General features: G+C 69.2%; 11 protein-coding genes. 7 read left to right on the top strand and 4 right to left on the bottom strand.

Annotation, left to right across the window (positions count from 1 at the left end):
• The 6 genes from rhaI to VFF46_RS07070 form a co-directional block, all read left to right on the top strand.
• Positions 1–1,014 (top strand): L-rhamnose isomerase (gene rhaI / locus VFF46_RS07045; protein ID WP_325036206.1); only part of this gene is annotated, 1,014 nt, incomplete at its 5' end.
• A complete protein-coding gene (locus VFF46_RS07050; RefSeq protein ID WP_325036207.1) occupies positions 1,015–3,048 on the top strand; it encodes a bifunctional aldolase/short-chain dehydrogenase in 2,034 nt (677 codons plus the stop codon).
• 11 nt (positions 3,049–3,059) lie between these two features.
• Positions 3,060–4,484, top strand: coding sequence for an L-fucose/L-arabinose isomerase family protein (locus tag VFF46_RS07055; RefSeq protein WP_325036208.1), 1,425 nt, complete (start codon positions 3,060–3,062; stop codon positions 4,482–4,484).
• Positions 4,481–5,959 carry a rhamnulokinase family protein gene (locus VFF46_RS07060; protein ID WP_325036209.1) on the top strand — a complete coding sequence of 493 codons (1,479 nt, stop codon included), beginning with the start codon at positions 4,481–4,483 and terminating at the stop codon, positions 5,957–5,959. The genes VFF46_RS07055 and VFF46_RS07060 overlap by 4 nt, the downstream gene beginning before the upstream one ends.
• Positions 5,960–5,964: 5 nt before the next feature.
• The gene (locus VFF46_RS07065; protein WP_325036210.1) at positions 5,965–6,207 is read left to right on the top strand and encodes a LuxR C-terminal-related transcriptional regulator; all 243 of its coding nucleotides are present in this window, start codon (positions 5,965–5,967) and stop codon (positions 6,205–6,207) included.
• 69 nt (positions 6,208–6,276) lie between these two features.
• The gene (locus VFF46_RS07070) at positions 6,277–6,720 is read left to right on the top strand and encodes a hypothetical protein (RefSeq protein WP_325036211.1); all 444 of its coding nucleotides are present in this window, start codon (positions 6,277–6,279) and stop codon (positions 6,718–6,720) included.
• Here VFF46_RS07070 and ilvA read toward each other — a convergent pair.
• Positions 6,717–7,988 (bottom strand): threonine ammonia-lyase IlvA, encoded by a 1,272-nt coding sequence (ilvA, locus tag VFF46_RS07075; protein WP_325036212.1) that lies wholly within the window; start codon positions 7,986–7,988, stop codon positions 6,717–6,719. The two genes, VFF46_RS07070 and ilvA, sit on opposite strands and share 4 nt — an antisense overlap.
• Before the next feature lie 232 nt (positions 7,989–8,220).
• Here ilvA and VFF46_RS07080 point away from each other — a divergent pair, with 232 nt between their 5' ends.
• Positions 8,221–9,087 carry an HIRAN domain-containing protein gene (locus VFF46_RS07080; protein WP_325036213.1) on the top strand — a complete coding sequence of 289 codons (867 nt, stop codon included), beginning with the start codon at positions 8,221–8,223 and terminating at the stop codon, positions 9,085–9,087.
• A 176-nt stretch (positions 9,088–9,263) separates the two neighbouring features.
• Here the strand turns inward: VFF46_RS07080 and VFF46_RS07085 are convergent, their stop codons facing one another.
• From VFF46_RS07085 to VFF46_RS07095, 3 genes are all read right to left on the bottom strand, one after another.
• Positions 9,264–9,899, bottom strand: a complete 636-nt coding sequence (locus VFF46_RS07085; protein ID WP_325036214.1) for a class F sortase — start codon at positions 9,897–9,899, stop codon at positions 9,264–9,266.
• A 6-nt stretch (positions 9,900–9,905) separates the two neighbouring features.
• Positions 9,906–10,556: a class F sortase gene (locus VFF46_RS07090; RefSeq protein WP_325036215.1), complete on the bottom strand. Its 651-nt coding sequence runs from the start codon at positions 10,554–10,556 to the stop codon at positions 9,906–9,908.
• Positions 10,557–10,572: 16 nt separating this feature from the next.
• A partial coding sequence (locus VFF46_RS07095; RefSeq protein ID WP_349256359.1) for a hypothetical protein occupies positions 10,573–16,608 on the bottom strand: 6,036 nt, incomplete at its 5' end.

Below are 16,608 nucleotides of genomic sequence, written 5' to 3' on the forward strand. Positions count from 1 at the left end.
GTGCACAAGCACACCGGTGTCGCCCCGAGCATGGCCGTGCACATCCCGTGGGACAAGGTCGACGACTACCAGGCGCTGTCCGCGCACGCGAAGAGCAACGGGATCAAGATCGGCACGGTCAACGCCAACGTCTTCCAGGACGACGACTACAAGCTCGGCAGTATCTGCAACCCGGATCCGAAGGTGCGCGAGAAGGCCCTCGCGCACCTGATGGAGTGCGTCGACATCATGGACGCCACCGGGTCGCGCGACCTCAAGCTCTGGTTCGCCGACGGCACCAACTACCCCGGCCAGGACGACATCGTCGCCCGCCAGGACCGGCTCGCCGAGGCATTGCACGCGGTCTACCAGCGGCTCGGGCCGGACCAGCGGATGCTGCTCGAGTACAAGCTGTTCGAGCCGTCCTTCTACACCACCGACGTGCCGGACTGGGGCACCAGCCTGCTGCACTGCCAGGTGCTCGGCCCGAAGGCCATGGTGGTGGTCGACACCGGCCACCACGCGCCGGGAGTGAACATCGAGTTCATCGTCGCGCTGCTGCTCAAGGCGGGAAAGCTCGGCGGGTTCGACTTCAACAGCCGGTTCTACGCCGACGACGACCTGATGGTCGGCGCCGCGGACCCGTTCCAGTTGTTCCGGATCATGAACGAGATCGTCCGCGGTGAGGCGCTCGACCCGGACGCCGGCATCGCGTTCATGCTCGACCAGTGCCACAACATCGAGGAGAAGATCCCGGCGATCATCCGCTCGGTAATGAACGTCCAGGAGGCCACCGCGAAGGCGCTGCTGGTCGACCGCGACGTACTGCGGAAGGCCCAGCGGGAGGGCGACGTACTCGGCGCCAACGCGGCGCTGATGGATGCCTACAACACCGATGTCCGCCCGCTGCTCGCGGAACTGCGTACGGAGCAGGGGCTCGATCCCGACCCGGTCGCGGCGTACAAGCGCAGCGGCTACTTCGAGCAGATCACCAAGGACCGTGCCGACGGTCAGCAAGCCGGATGGGGAGCATAAGTGAGCGACACCGCAGCCGAACTCGTTGCGCGCAGCAACCGACTCGGCGCCGATCCGCGCAACACCAACTACGCCGGCGGGAACACCTCGGCGAAGGGTACGGCGACCGATCCCGTGACGTCGCAGCCCGTGGAACTGCTGTGGGTCAAGGGATCCGGTGGTGATCTCGGCACGCTGACCTCCGCCGGGCTCGCCGTACTGCGGCTCGACCGGTTGAACGCTCTGGTCGACGTGTACCCGGGCGTCGACCGTGAGGACGAGATGGTCGCCGCGTTCGACTACTGCCTGCACGGCAAGGGTGGGGCCGCACCGTCGATCGACACCGCGATGCACGGGCTCGTCGACGCGCCGCACGTCGACCACCTGCACCCGGACTCCGGGATCGCGCTGGCGACCGCGGCGGACGGCGAGAAGCTGACTGCGGAGTGCTTCGGCGACCGCGTGGTGTGGGTGCCCTGGCGACGCCCCGGGTTCCAGCTCGGCCTGGACATCGCCGCCGTGAAGCGCGAGAACCCGCAGGCCATCGGCTGCGTCCTCGGCGGTCACGGCATCACCGCCTGGGGCGCGACCTCCGAGGAGTGCGAGGCCAACTCGCTGGAAATCATCCGCACCGCGGAGCAGTTCCTCGCCGACCGCGGCGTACCCGAACCCTTCGGCGCGGTGGTCCCGGGCAACGAGCCCCTGCCGGAACAGGACCGCCGCACCAGAGCAGCTGCCCTTGCGCCTTTCATCCGTGGGCTGGCGTCAACGGACAAACCACAGGTCGGCCACTTCACCGACTCGGACGCGGTACTGGAGTTCCTGTCGCGCGAGAAGCTCCATCCGCTCGCCCAGCTGGGCACCTCCTGCCCCGATCACTTCCTTCGTACGAAGGTCCGGCCGCTCGTCCTGGACCTGCCGCCGTCTGCGTCGGTGGACGAATGCATCACCCGGCTGAAAGAGCTGCACACGCAGTACCGCACGGACTACGAGGCGTACTACCAGGCCTACGCGGACGCTGACAGCCCGGCGATGCGGGGGGCGGATCCGGCGATCGTGCTCGTGCCGGGCGTGGGCATGTTCAGCTTCGGGAAGGACAAGCAGACCGCGCGGGTAGCGGGCGAGTTCTACACGAACGCGATCAACGTGATGCGCGGTGCCGAGGCGGTGTCGACGTACGCGCCGATCGACGAGCGGGAGAAGTTCCGGATCGAGTACTGGGCGCTCGAGGAGGCAAAGCTGCAGCGGATGCCGAAGCCGAAGCCGCTCGCGACCCGCGTGGCCTTCGTGACCGGCGGCGGGTCCGGGATCGGCAAGGCGATCGCGCACCGGCTGGCGGCCGAGGGTGCCTGCGTGGTGGTCGCGGACCTCGACCAGGCGGCGGCGGAGGCGGTCGCGAAGGAGCTCGGCTCGACCGACGTGGCGGTCGCGGTCGGCGCGGACGTGTCCTCGGCCGAGGCGGTCGAGGCCGCGCTGCGGGAGGCCGTACTGGCGTTCGGCGGCGTCGATCTGATCGTCAACAACGCCGGTCTGTCGATCTCGAAGTCGTTGCTGGAGACAACGGAACGCGACTGGGACCTGCAGCACGACGTGATGGCCAAGGGCTCGTTCCTGGTGTCCCGAGCGGCGGCCCGCATCCTCGTCGACCAGGGCATGGGCGGCGACATCGTCTACATCTCCAGCAAGAACTCGGTGTTCGCGGGTCCGAACAACGTCGCGTACGGCGCCGCGAAGGCCGACCAGGCGCACCAGGTCCGGCTGCTCGCGGCCGAGCTCGGCGAACACGGCATCCGGGTGAACGGCGTGAACCCCGACGGTGTCGTCCGCGGCTCCGGGATCTTCGCCGGCGGCTGGGGCGCGAAGCGGGCCGCGGTGTACGGCGTACCGGAGGAGGAACTCGGCGCGTACTACGCCCAGCGCACGCTGCTCAAGCGCGAGGTGCTGCCGGAGAACGTCGCGGCGGCCGTGTTCGCGCTGACCGGCGGGGAGCTGACGCACACGACCGGTCTGCACGTGCCTGTCGACGCCGGCGTGGCTGCCGCGTTCCTGCGTTAGGAGCCGTCCGGATGACCCAGCTGGAGCGGATCACGTCCCGCCGGACCCGAATCGGTCTGGTGGCCGGCGGGCTGGGCGCGTACTGGCCCCAGTTCCCGGACCTGCTGCCCCAGCTGCAGGCGTCCGCGCGGCGGGTGTCCGAGCGGTTCGGGGCGCTCGACTGCGAGGTCGTCGACGTCGGGTTCATCTCGGACGCGCAGGAGGGCGCCGTCGCGGCCGAGAAGCTGCGGGTGGCCGACTGCGATCTGATCGTCGGGTTCCTCACGACGTACATGACGGCCTCGATGCTGGTGCCGGTCGCGCAGCGAAGCGGGGCTCCGGTGCTGCTGCTCAATCTGCAGCCGACCGAGGCGATGGATCACGCGTCGTTCGACACCGGCGCGTGGCTGGCGTACTGCGGGGCGTGTCCGCTGCCCGAGATGGCGAACGCGTTCGAGCGGTGCGGGATCGACTTCCGCTCGGTCTCCGGGTACCTGGAGGACGAGCGGGCGTGGACCCGGATCGACCGGTGGATCCGCGCGGCCGGCGTCCGGGCGGCGTTGCGGCACGGGCGGCACGGTCTGCTCGGGCACGTGTACCCGGGGATGATGGACGTGATCACCGACCCGACGCTGGTGTCCGCGCAGCTCGGCGGGCATGTCGAGGTATTGGAGATCGACGATCTACGGGTGCGGGTGGAGAAGGTCACCGACGCCGAGACCACCGCGCGGATGGAGCTGGCGCGGGAGATCTTCACGCTCGACGACTCGGTGAAGGACGAGGACTTCCGGTGGGGCGCGACCGTATCGGTGGCGCTGGATCGGCTCGTCGACGACTTTTCCCTTGATTCGCTGGCCTACTACCACCGTGGACTTGATGGCGAGGCCCACGAGCGGGTCGCGGCCGGGATGATCCTCGGCGCCTCGTTGCTGACGGCAAGGGGCGTGCCGGCCGCGGGTGAGTACGAGTTGCGGACGTCGCTCGCGATGCTGGTGATGGACAGGCTCGGCGCGGGCGGGTCGTTCACCGAGCTGCAGGCGCTGAACTTCAACGACAACGTGGTCGAGATGGGGCACGACGGACCGGCGCACCTGGCGATCTCGGCGCGGAAGCCGTTGCTGCGCGGGCTCGGCGTGTACCACGGCAAGCGCGGGTGGGGCGTGTCGGTGGAGTTCGACGTACAGCCGGGGCCGGTGACGGTATGCGGGCTCGGGCAACGGCGGGACGGGACGTTCACGCTGATCGCCTCCGAGGGGACCGTCGTACCGGGGCCGCTGCTGCAGATCGGGAACACCACGTCACGGGTGGACTTCGGGTGTGACCCGGGTGAGTGGACCGACGCGTGGTCGGCGTCCGGGGTGGCGCATCACTGGGCGCTCGGGACCGGTCATCGCGCGGCCGACCTGGCCGCCGTTGCCGACCTGCTGAAGCTCGAGCTCACGGTGGTAGCACCGTGAAGCGGGTCGCGGCCGTCGACCTCGGCGCGTCGAGCGGTCGGGTGATGCTCGGCGAGGTCGGTCCTCGGGTGCTGCAGTTGCGGGAGCTGAACCGCTTCTGGAACGGCCCGGTGCGCATCCGCGGCACGCTGCACTGGGACGTCTTGCACCTGTACCGTTCGATCCTCGACGGGCTGCAGGCCGCCGGACCGCTCGACGGGATCGGCATCGACTCCTGGGCGGTCGACTATGGCCTGCTCGACCGCGACGGTCGCCTGCTCGGGAACCCCGTTCACTACCGGGACTCCCGCACCGACGGGGTGATAGAACGCGTACTGGCGCTGGTGCCGGCGCGCGAGTTGTACGCCGTGACCGGGCTGCAGCAGCTCCCTTTCAACACGGTCTACCAGCTGGCTGCCGAGCAGCAGCTTGCTGACGCCGCCACCTTCCTGATGATCCCTGACCTGCTGGCGTACTGGCTGACAGGCGAGATCGGGGTGGAGCGGACGAACGCATCCACCACCCAGCTGTACGACGTGTCGGCCCAGGACTGGAGCGAGGAGCTGATCGCTCGACTGGGTGAGCTGCAGCAGGGTGGGTTCGGCCCGGCCGGACGGCGTCAGCTGGTCCCTGGGTCGGGCTTGCGGCGGATCTTCCCGCTGTTGCGGGAGCCCGGGGATGTGATCGGGAACGTGTTGCCGGACGAGACCGGGTTGCCGCCAGGGATTCCGGTGATTGCGGTGGGGTCGCATGACACGGCTTCCGCGGTGGTGGCGGTGCCGGCGAGTGGGGAGCGGTTCGCGTACATCTCGTCGGGGACCTGGTCGCTGGTCGGGCTCGAGCTCGACGCGCCGGTGCTGACCGACGCGGCGCGGGAAGCGAACTTCACCAACGAAGGCGGTGTCGACGGGCGGATCCGGTTCCTGCGGAACGTGATGGGGCTGTGGATCCTGCAGGAATGCCAACGTGTGTGGGACGACGACCTCGACGACCTGCTCCGCGCCGCCGCCGACGCGCCGCCGTTCGCCGTCCTGATCGACCCCGACGCCCCCGAGTTCCTTGCCCCCGGCAACATGCCGGCGCGCCTCGACGAACACTGCGTACGGACCGGCCAGGAACCGCCACGGACGCGGGGCGCCGCGGTCCGCTGCATCCTGGAGAGCCTCGCGCTCGCGTACCGCCGTACCCTCCGCGCCGCGCAGACGATCGCCGACCGCGACGTCGACGTACTGCATGTGATCGGCGGCGGCTCCCGGAACGAACTGCTCTGCCAACTGACCGCCGACGCGTGCGGCCTCCCTGTCCTCGCCGGACCGGTCGAGGCATCCGCGCTCGGCAACGTACTCGTCCAGGCTCGCGCCCTCGGCGAGCCCCTCCCGGACCTGGACGCGATGCGCGCCCTGGTCCGGTCCACCCATTCTCTGCGGCGCTACGACCCGCAGGGCAAACCGGCCGACTGGGACGCCGCCGAGTCCCGGGTCTTCGGAGCTAGGTGATCAGCATGACCGTTCTCCCCCAGGAACTTCGACCGGTGGCGCGCCGGGTGCCGCCGCGTGAGATCAGCCACGACGACCTCCAGCTACTCCGCCTGCTCGCCACCGGGCTACCCGTCGACGGCGTCGCCCGGCGCCTCGACCTGTCCGAGCGCACCGTCCGTCGCCGTACCCGGTTGATCTGTGACCGGTTGGGCTTCAGTACCGCTATCGAAGCAATCGTTTGGGCTGCCCGCCGCGGCCTCGTCTAGGAACTTCTGAGGTGTCAGGCGACGACGACCGGGTACCGGAGGTTCTGATCATCGAGCCAAGGAGGAGCGATGAACGGAATGACCATCGTCTGGATCGTCGTCGCCGTGGCCGTACTGGTCATCCTGGTCGCACTGGTGGCCGGCGCCGCGTCGCGTAGGTCGGAACGCCGGGCCCAGCAGGAGGCCTACGACCACGAGCAACAGGCCCGGGCGAGCGCGGCCCAGGCCGAGAAGCAGCGCGCGGTCGCCGACGAGGTGGACGCGCGGGCGCGCAAGGCGCAGGCGGACGCCGACGAACAGGCCGCCAAGGCACATCGGCTGTCGGCCGGTGCGAGCGAACGCCGCGACGCCGCCGAACAGGCCCGCGCCGTGTCGGAGGAGCACCGCACGCAGGCCCAGAACCTCTGGCCCGACGACGGGTCCAGGAACCGTGAGGGTCAGCCCGTCGACCCGAGCTGGGACGACGGCACGCACCCCCACGACCCGCGGCACCCGCGACACTCGAAGAACTAGATCAGGTACCTGAACTCGGGCGAGTTCGGGTTGATGCGTTCGATGTCGAGCGGGGCGGCCTCCATCCGGGTGAGCAGCCCGGGGAGGTCGTCCCGCGCGCCGATCTCGATGCCGACCAGCGCGACGCCGGTCTCCCGGTTGTTGCGTTTCACGTACTCGAACAGCGTGATGTCGTCGTCCGGCCCGAGCGTGTCGTCGAGGAACGTCCGCAGCGCGCCGGGCTCCTGCGGGAACGTCACCAGGAAGTAGTGCTTCAGGCCTTCGTACACGAGCGATCGCTCGAGGATCTCGCCGTACCGGCTGACGTCGTTGTTGCCGCCGGACAGCAGGCAGACCACGGTCTCTCCCGGCCGTACGTCGAGACCGTTGCCGAGGGCACTTGTCGACAAAGCTCCCGCGGGCTCGGCGATCAGCCCGTCGGTCTGGTACAGCGCGAGCATCTCCGAGCAGACGAGCCCTTCGGGGACCGACGTCAGCTCGACACCGGCCTGCCGGACGAGCGGGAGCGTGACGTCGCCGACCCGGCGTACGGCGGCACCGTCCACGAAGCTGTCCAGGTGCGGCAGCGTCACCGGCGTACCGGCCTCGAACGCCGCCGCCATACTCGCCGCGCCGCTCGGCTCGACGCCGACGATCCGCACGCCGGGATGCCGCTCGGCGATCCACGTTGCAACCCCTGCAACGAGACCGCCACCGCCAACCGGCACCACGAGTACGTCGGGCGCGTGGCCGAGCTGCTCGACCAGTTCGACGGCCACGGTCCCCTGTCCCGCAACGGTTCTCGGGTCGTCGAACGCCGGCACCATCGTCGCGCCGCTGTCCGCACCGTCCGCGAGCGCGGCGGCGGCCGCGTCGTCGTACGTGTCGCCGGTGACGATCACGGTGATCTGCTTGCCGCCGAGCGCGGCGATCCGGTCCCGCTTCTGCCGCGGCGTCGTCCGCGGAACGTACACCCTGCCCTGGACGCCGAGGATGTGGCACGAATACGCCAGCCCCTGACCGTGGTTGCCCGCGCTCGCGCACACGACACCGGCCGACTTCGCCGCGTCGTCGAGCTGCGCGATCAGGTTGTAGGCGCCGCGCAGCTTGTAGGAGCGGCCGATCTGCAGGTCCTCGCGTTTCAGCCAGACCTCGGCGCCGGTGCGCTCGGACAGGCGCAGATTGCGTTGTAACGGGGTCCGGACGGCGACGCCGTCCAAGCGCTTGATCGCGGCCTCGATCGCGTCGGCGTCAACCGTCGGTCGAGCGACTGAACTGCTGCCCTGCATGACGTTCCTTCCCGTGCATTTGCACGATCTTCGCCGATTCGCTCGCTGCCCAAGACACTGCGCGTCCAGAGTCCGGACGACGGGATTCCTTTTGCGTTTCAGACTCTTGCACCATGCGTGAAACGGCCCTTCACGGGGCAGTCTAGTTTTCATACGCTCACTCGGTGTAACGGCCAGGCCCCTGGCGCGGATGAGCCGGGTGAAGCGGGTCAGTGAGGACTGGAGGGCACAGATGGGACTGATTCCGTTCAGTCTGTGGGGAGACGCCCTGTGGTGTGGTCAGGAGGTCGTGCGGGAGGCCCCGCACGAGCAGGCGATCCGTAGCCTGTTCCCGGACCCCATCCCGGCGCGTGGCGCAGATCTGGACACCGAGGCGGACCTCGTCCCGGAACCGCACAACCGTTTCGACCCGCGGTCGATCGCCGTCCGGGTCGAGGGCAAGGTTGTCGGCTATCTGCCGAGGGACGACGCACACCGGTACCACCCGGTGCTGTCGGAGCTGGTGGCGCAAGGCCTGCAACCGCGGGTGCCGTGTCACCTGTGGGTGAGTGAGTGGGAGCCGGCTGACTGGGACGGCAAGGGCACCCAGGGCACCCGGTTCCATGCCAGCGTCGCGGTCGCCCTCGGGCAGCCGCACATGCTGGTGCCGGTGAACCTGCCCCCGCCAGGCAGCTTTCACCTGCTGCCGCCCGGGAGCGGCATCGTGGTCCCGGGCAGCGAGGTCCATCCCGACGTACTGGCGCCGTTCTTCCGTGTGGAGGGCGAGTGCTGGGCGTACGCCACCATGCATGCGATCGAGGAGGAGGACAGCATTCAGGACCGGCACCGGATCGTGGTCGAGATCCGGCTCGACGACGAACCCGTCGGCCGGCTCAGCCCGCGGCTGAGCGCCGAGTTCCTGCCGGCGATCCACTACCTCGCCGACATGCGTGCCGAGACCGCCGCCCGGGTGACCGTGCGCGGCGACCGTTCCGCATCGGAGGTGATCCTGTACGCGGCACGGAGTCACGACCTGCCGGCCACTTGGCCGGACGGCCTGGCCCGCTCCCCAGTTGCTTCTCCGCAATGGCACTACTGGGCGACCAAAGAGGCCAACTAGGCGGCTGCGCAGTACTGACCATGCCTCACCAGGCCGGTACTGCGGAGCTACTTTTCATGGCGCCGGGCAGCTTCCCTTGGAGAGCTGCCCGGCACCGGACGGCGGCGGAGGTCGGGTCCGCGCGCTCGCCCACGGGGTCCGAGTCCCCGCACCGGTGAGACGGTTGCGTCCGGCAATCATGACGGCACTTTCGGTAGGTTTTCCAGGCTCGCGTAGACGACGACGTTGTCCGGATACCCGCCGTCGTAGGTCCCGCCGCAGGTGATCAGCCGCAGCCCGGCGTGGTCGATGTCGCCGTACACGGCATCGGTCGGGAACGCGGACTTCGGGTACTGCGCGACCCGGTCGACGGTGAACACCGCCGTACGACGGTCCGCGCGGGTGATCCGTACGACATCGCCGGGGCGGAGGTCCGCGAGGTGCCGGAAGACGCCCGGGCCGCGGCCTGTGACGTAGACGTGGCCGACGATGACGGCCGGTCCGACGCTGCCCGGAGTGGGCGAGTAGCGGTACCAGCCGGCCAGCTCGGGACGGTCGAACGGTGGTACCTCGATCGTGCCGTCGGCGTTCAGGCCCAGCTCGGCGAGCGTGGTGGAGACCTTCAGTTTCGCGATCTCCAGCCGTACCGGGAGCGAGGCAGGGAGGCTTGCCGGATTGTTGTTTGTGGGTTTGTGAATCGTTGGTGCCGTGCGCGGCTGGACTGTGGATAACTGCGGTGGCGGGGCTGTGGATGGCGGGTCTGGCCTGTGGATAACGAAGGCGCCGGTGACGCAGGCGGCCGCTACGGCCAACAGGATCACACGTGAGTACATGAGCGCCTACTTCGTCGAGATGAGGCGGGCGGTGACCACGGCGTTGCCGGCCGGCTGGTTCGGTTGCAGTGAGCCGCCACAGGTGATCAGCCGGAGCTCCGACGGCATCGTGCGCTTGTAGACGGTGGCTGCGGGCAGCTTCCCCTGCGGGTAGTAGGCGAGCGCGCTCACCTTGTACGACGCAGTACGGCCGTCTGCCCGGCGTACGGCGAACTCGGCGCCCGGCTTGAGCTTTGCGAGCCGCACGAAGACGCCAGGCTCGGTCTTCGAGTGGCTGATGTAGCCGACCAGCACGGTGATACCGGCCTGTCCCGGCGCGGCAGAGAGCCGGAACCAGCCTGCCTTGCGGACCTCGGGCAGCTGAATGTCCTGCTTGTCCTTGCTCGTGCCCAGCTGGACCAGGCTGGTACGGATCCCGAGGCTGGGGACCGCGAGGTACGTCGCCGGTGAGTAGCCGAGCTGTGTGGTGGCCGGTGCCTTGGTCGGCGCCGGGGTTGGTGTCGGTGTTGGCGTTGGTGCTGGTTCGTCGGGCGCGATTGCCATCGGGCCGCTGCCGGCCGGGCCAAGGCTCATCACCAGGACGACGAGCGTGGCCAGGCCGCCGATGGCCGCGGAGGCGATCATGCCCCCGCGACCACCACGGATCCTCCTTGTCATGAGTTGTTCTCCTTGGTCAGGACTCGCTCGGACGACGGCGTGCTGTGAGGAGCAATGCCCCGAGCAGAGCCAGCAGGCCCGTGCCGAGCAGCCATCCGTCGACGGTGGTGGCCCCTGTTCCACCACCGGCGCGGACGGGTCCGACCGGCTTCTTCGTGACCTGACTCGTGTTGTTGCTGGTGTTGCTGGATGTTGCAGCGGTGCTGCCGCGGTAGCGGACCACACCTGTCGCGACAACGCCGTTACCGGACGCTGAGGCGACGCCTGTGATCGACACCGGTACTGCCTGCTGTCCGGCTGCTGCACGAGTACCGAGCCGGCAGAGGGTCGACTGACCCGGCGCGAGCGACTGGTTCTGGCAGACCAACCGGCCGCGGGGCGACGTACCGCTGATGCTGTCGATGCGGTGGTCGGTGTTGTTGGTGACTGGCACTAGTACTCCGTGCCCGTTCGCTGTGGGGCGACCGATGACCAGCTGGTTGCTCCTGGTGTTGCTGTTGGAGCCGCGGTTGCTGGTAGCGCCGGTACTGCTCTTCGACGCGGCTGCTCCGTTGTAGAACGCGCTGGTCGCGACGGACGTCGTACGGCCGTCAGGTCCGGTCGCCGTAGCGGTGAAGCTCGCGTTGTGCACGCCGGGCTGTGCAGTGGTAGTCGCCGTGCACTTGGTGGACTCGCCTGGCTGCAGCGTCGTCTTGCCACAGGCCAACCGGCCACCGCCGGTACCGACGGCCACGTTGCTGAGCTTCGTGCTACCGGTGTTCCGCACCGGCACGACGACTGTCGCCGCCTTACCCGGCGCAACGCGCGGACCGGGCTTCCGGCCGGCGTCCTTGCCGTTCACCGTCGGCCGTCCAACGGCGATACCGGAGTTGCTCACACCGGTGCTGTAGTACGCGGAGGTGCTGCTGGAGAGCGGGGCGTTGTTAGCGACCCCGGTTACGCTCACCGGCACCTGCTGGTCGCTGGTACCGCCTCTGGTCGACAGCGAGCACGTAGTCGACTCGCCCGGCTTCAGGCTGGTCTTGCCACACCGCATCTGTCCACGCGGCGTGCTCGCCTTGAGGTTGCTGACCTGCGTGTCGCCGCTGTTCGTCACCGGAACCACGACCGTCGCCTTGGCGCCGGGCTTGACGCTCGGCCCAGGCCGCTGACCGGCAGACTTGCCGTTGACGGTCGGCGTACCCGTGGTGACCTTGCCAGTGCCCCTAGGAGCGTCCTTCCCCCGGAAGTGCGCCGCACCCGTCGTGCTGACCGGCGTGGTGCCGCTGTTGCCGGACACGGTGTACGGCACGTCCTGACTACCCTTGCCTGCGGTCGTCGACACCGTGCAGCTGGTCGATTCACCCGGCTTCAGGCTGGTCTTACCGCACGCCATCCGGCCACGCGGCGTAGTGGCCTTCAGTCCGCTGACCTCAGTACCACCACGGTTGGTTACCGGAACGACGACCGTGGTCTTGTTTCCGGGCTTCACATCCGGACCGGGCTTCTGGCCGGCCGGCTTGCCGTTGATCGTCGGCGTACCGGTGGTCAGGTCGCCAGGCGTCGGCTGCTTGCCCTGGTAGTGCGCCGTCCCGGTCGCGATGACCGGGGTGGTCCCGCTGGTCCCGTTGACAGCGTACTGAATGCCCTGGTCCCCGGGTTTCGCGGTGTACGTCGCCGTACACGTCGTGGACTGCCCCGGCTGCAGGCTGTTCGCGCCGCACTTCAGGGAGCCGTTGCTGGACGTCCCCCGCAGGTTGTCGACAGGCGCGTCGCCGCTGTTCCTGACCGGGACGGTGATGGTGGTCTTGTCACCGGGCTTCACGTTCGGACCGGGTTTCTGGCCGGCCGGCTTGCCGTTGATCGTCGGCGTACCCGTGCTGACGGTGCCCGTGTTCGGCTTCCTGCCCTGGTAGTAGATGCTGCCGGTGGTGGCGATCGGCGTGGTGCCGCTCGTACCGGTGACGGCGTACTGGATGCCCTGGTTGCCCGGGGTCGCGGTGTACGTCGCGGTGCACGTGGTGGACTCGCCGGGGTTGAGCGTCGCCCGGCCACAGGTCAGCTGACCGGCGTTGGACGTGCCCTTGAGGTTCGTGACCGGCGTGTTGCCGGTGTTGCTGACCGGTACCGTCACAGTCGCCGGCTGACCGGGGTCGACCCGCGGACCGGGCCGCTGCCCGGCCGGCTTGCCGTTGATGGTCGGCGTACCGGTCGTGACCTTGCCCGGTGTCGGCGTCTGACCTTGGTAGTAGATCGTGCCGACGGTCTTGATCGGCGTCGTACCGGAGGTGCCGGTGACGGCGTACTGCACCGTCTTGTTGCCCGGGGTCGCGGTGTACGTCGTGGTGCACGTTGTGGACTCGCCGGGGTTCAGGGTGCTCTTGCCGCACGTCATCGTGCCCGTGCTCGAGGTGCCCTGGAGGTTCGTGACGGGGTCCTTGCCGGTGTTGCTGATCGGTACGGCGACCGTCGTCGTGTCACCAGGCTTCACCGAGGGGCCTGGGCGCTGCCCGGCGGGCTTGCCGTTGACTGTCGGCGTACCCGGCGTCACCGTGCCCGTCCCCGGGTGCTGCTGCGGCGGCGTCGTACCGCTGCTGTTGCCGCAGGTGCCGTAGTCCTGGGTGCTGACCCACAGCGGCGTGTACATCGTGCTGCCGCAGGCGTTCTGCTGCATCCCACCGACCAGCGTGCTGGTCTGCTGGGACGCGACCTGACCGGAGTTCGCGTGCGGCGTGGAGCAGGTGCCGTAGTCCTGGCTCGTGGTCCACAGCAACGAACCCGACTGCGAACCGCAGGCGTTCTGCTGCGACATGAACAACAGACTCGCCGTCTGCTGCGAGGCCGCGGGGGTACCGCCGGTGTCACCACCGGCGGTCCCGTTTCCGTGCGCGTCTGCGCAGGTGCCGTAGTCCTGGGTCGTAACCCAGACCGGGCTGCCCGCACTGCTGCCACATGCGTTCTGCTGCTGGGTCGACACCGCGGTCGAGGTCTGCTGCGACCCCACCGAACTGCCGGACCCGGGGGTACCGCCGGTGTCACCACCGGCGGTCCCGTTTCCGTACTCACCTGCACAGGTCCCAAAGTCCTGCGTAGTCACCCAAAGCGGCGACCCAGCCGAGGACCCACACCCGTTCTGCTGCTGGGTCGACACCGCGGTGGAGGTCTGCTGCGACCCGACCGAGCTGTCGTACCCTCCACGCCCGGTCCCGCCGGCGGACGATCCGCCAGCTGCCGTACCGCCAGCTTCTCCGGCGCAGGTGCCGTAGTCCTGCGTGGTAACCCACACCGGGCTACCCGCAGAGCTGCCGCACCCGTTCTGCTGCTGGGTCGATACCGCGGTAGAGGTCTGCTGCGACCCGACCGAGCTGTCGTACCCGCCACGCCCGGTGCTGCCAGCGGTCGTACCGCCAGCTTCCCCGGCGCAGGTGCCGTAGTCCTGGCTGGTCACCCAAAGCGGCGATCCAGCCGAGGAGCCGCAACCGTTCTGTTGCTGGGTGGACACCGCGGTGGAGGTCTGCTGGGATCCCACCGAGCTGTCGTACCCTCCACGTCCGGCGCTGCCGGCGGACGATCCGCCAGCCTCGCCGGCGCAGGTTCCGTAGTCCTGGGAGGTCACCCAGAGCGGGCTTCCTGCAGAGGAGCCGCAACCGTTCTGCTGCTGCGTGGACACCGCGGTGGAGGTCTGCTGCGACCCGACCGAGCTGTCGTACCCACCACGCCCGGCGCTGCCAGCGGTCGTACCGCCAGCCTCGCCGGCACACGTGCCGTAGTCCTGGCTGGTCACCCAAAGCGGCGACCCAGCCGAGGACCCACACCCGTTCTGCTGCTGGGTAGACACCGCGGTGGAGGTCTGCTGCGACCCCACCGAGCTGTCATACCCACCACGCCCAGTTCTGCCAGCGGGCGATCCGCCAGTTGCCGTACCGCCAGCTTCTCCCGCGCAGGTGCCGTAGTCCTGGGAGGTCACCCAGAGCGGGCTTCCTGCAGAGGAGCCACACCCGTTCTGTTGCTGGGTGGACACTGCGGTCGAGGTCTGCTGAGAGCCGACCGAGCTGTCGTACCCACCACGCCCAGTTCCGCTGGCAGACGAGCCGCCAGCCTCCCCGGCGCAGGTGCCGTAGTCCTGCGTGGTCACCCAAAGCGGCGACCCAGCCGAGGACCCACAGCCGTTCTGCTGCTGGGTCGACACTGCGGTCGAGGTCTGCTGCGACCCGACCGAGCTGTCGTACCCACCACGCCCGGTCCCGCCGACAGACGAGCCGCCAGCTTCCCCAGCGCAGGTGCCGTAGTCCTGCGTGGTCACCCAGAGCGGGCTTCCTGCAGAGGACCCACAGCCGTTCTGCTGCTGGGTCGACACTGCGGTCGAGGTCTGCTGTGACCCGACCGATGAGTCGTACCCACCATGCCCAGTTCCGCCAGCTGCCGAACCGCCGGCGGTCGCACCGCCGGCTTCTCCGGCGCAGGTGCCGTAGTCCTGCGTGGTCACCCAGAGCGGGCTTCCTGCAGAGCTCCCGCACCCGTTCTGTTGCTGGGTGGAGACGGCGGTGCTGGTCTGCTGGGAGCCGACCGAGCTGTCGTATCCACCGCGTCCGGTTCCGCCGACGGTCGTACCGCCGACTTCTCCTGCGCAGGTGCCGTAGTCCTGGGTGGTGACCCATAGCGGGCTACCCGCCGAGCTGCCGCAGCCGTTCTGTTGCTGGGTGGACACTGCGGTGGAGGTCTGCTGTGACCCGACCGAGCTGTCGTACCCGCCGCGTCCGGTGCTGCCGGTGGCCGTACCGCCGGCTTCTCCTGCGCAGGTGCCGTAGTCCTGGGTGGTTACCCAGAGCGGGCTACCTGCTGAGGAGCCGCAGCCGTTTTGCTGTTGGGTGGAGACGGCGGTGCTGGTCTGCTGGGAGCCGACCGAGCTGTCGTATCCGCCGCGACCGGTGGTGCTCGTGTTGTGGTCGCCGGCGCAGGGGCCGAAGTCTTGGGTGGTTACCCAGACGGGGCTTCCTGCTGAGCTGCCGCAGCCGTTCTGTTGCTGGGTGGAGACGGCTGTCGAGGTTTGCTGGGACGACGAAAACGTGTCTGTGGCGTACCTGTACTCGCAGGTCCCGGGCGCTCCCGACGGGGTGCCGCAGCTCCGCCCGGCTCCCGGATCGGCCGGTACGTTGACCGACCCGCCGTGGGTACGTCCCGCGACAGATCCAGCCGGGGTGCCACCGGTGATGGAACCAGCGGGCGTACCGCCAGTCACCGAGCCGACAGGCTTACCGGCAGCGACCGAGCCGGCGGGTGTGCCGCCGACGACGGGACCAACCGGTGTGCCACCTGTTACGGAACCAACCGGTGTGCCACCTGCTACGGAACCGACTGGCGTGCTGCCGGTTGCGGAGCCGACCGGGGTGTTGTGGGTGAGGGATCCGGCGGTGCCGAGCGGCGTACGGCTGCCGGCTGCCGTTCCGATGATGCTGCTCGGGCCGTTGGCCACGGTACCGACCACGCGGCCGGGACCACCGGAGGTGGCGCCGTTGACCACGTTCATCGGGCCGACGCCGCCGAGCGCGCCGGTCGCCGTACCGACTGGCGATCCGCCGCGGCCGAGTGCTCCGGTTGCTGCGCCGAGCGGACTGCTGCCGCTGACCGCTCCCGTTGCCGCGCCCAGCGGTGAGCCGTTGCCGAGCGCGCCGGTCGCCGTACCAACTGGCGATCCGCCACGACCGAGCGCACCTGTTGCTGCGCCCAGCGGTGAACCGCCGCTGAGTGCTCCGGTTGCCGAACTGAGCGGTGAGGCTCCTAGTGCGGTGCCGTTGCCGGTTAGGGCGTTGGCTGCGTTGAGCGGGGAGCCTCGGCCTACGACGGCGTCTGCTGCCTGTTGCGGGGTGCCGACCGCACCCAGCGTGTTGCCGTTGACGGGCAGGCCACCGAGTAGGCCTGTCGCGTCACCTGGCGACGGGATCGAACCTACCGACGGTACGTCGCCGGTCAGCCCCTTCGCCGGGTTGGGTACGCCGTCCGTCGCGACGCCGTGGCCATCGAGAAGACCACCCGTCCGTCCGGCGTGCTGTTTGTCGATCGGGACCGCGACCGA

Origin of the sequence: Kribbella sp., from assembly GCF_035655035.1 — a bacterium.
GTDB lineage: Bacteria > Actinomycetota > Actinomycetes > Propionibacteriales > Kribbellaceae > Kribbella.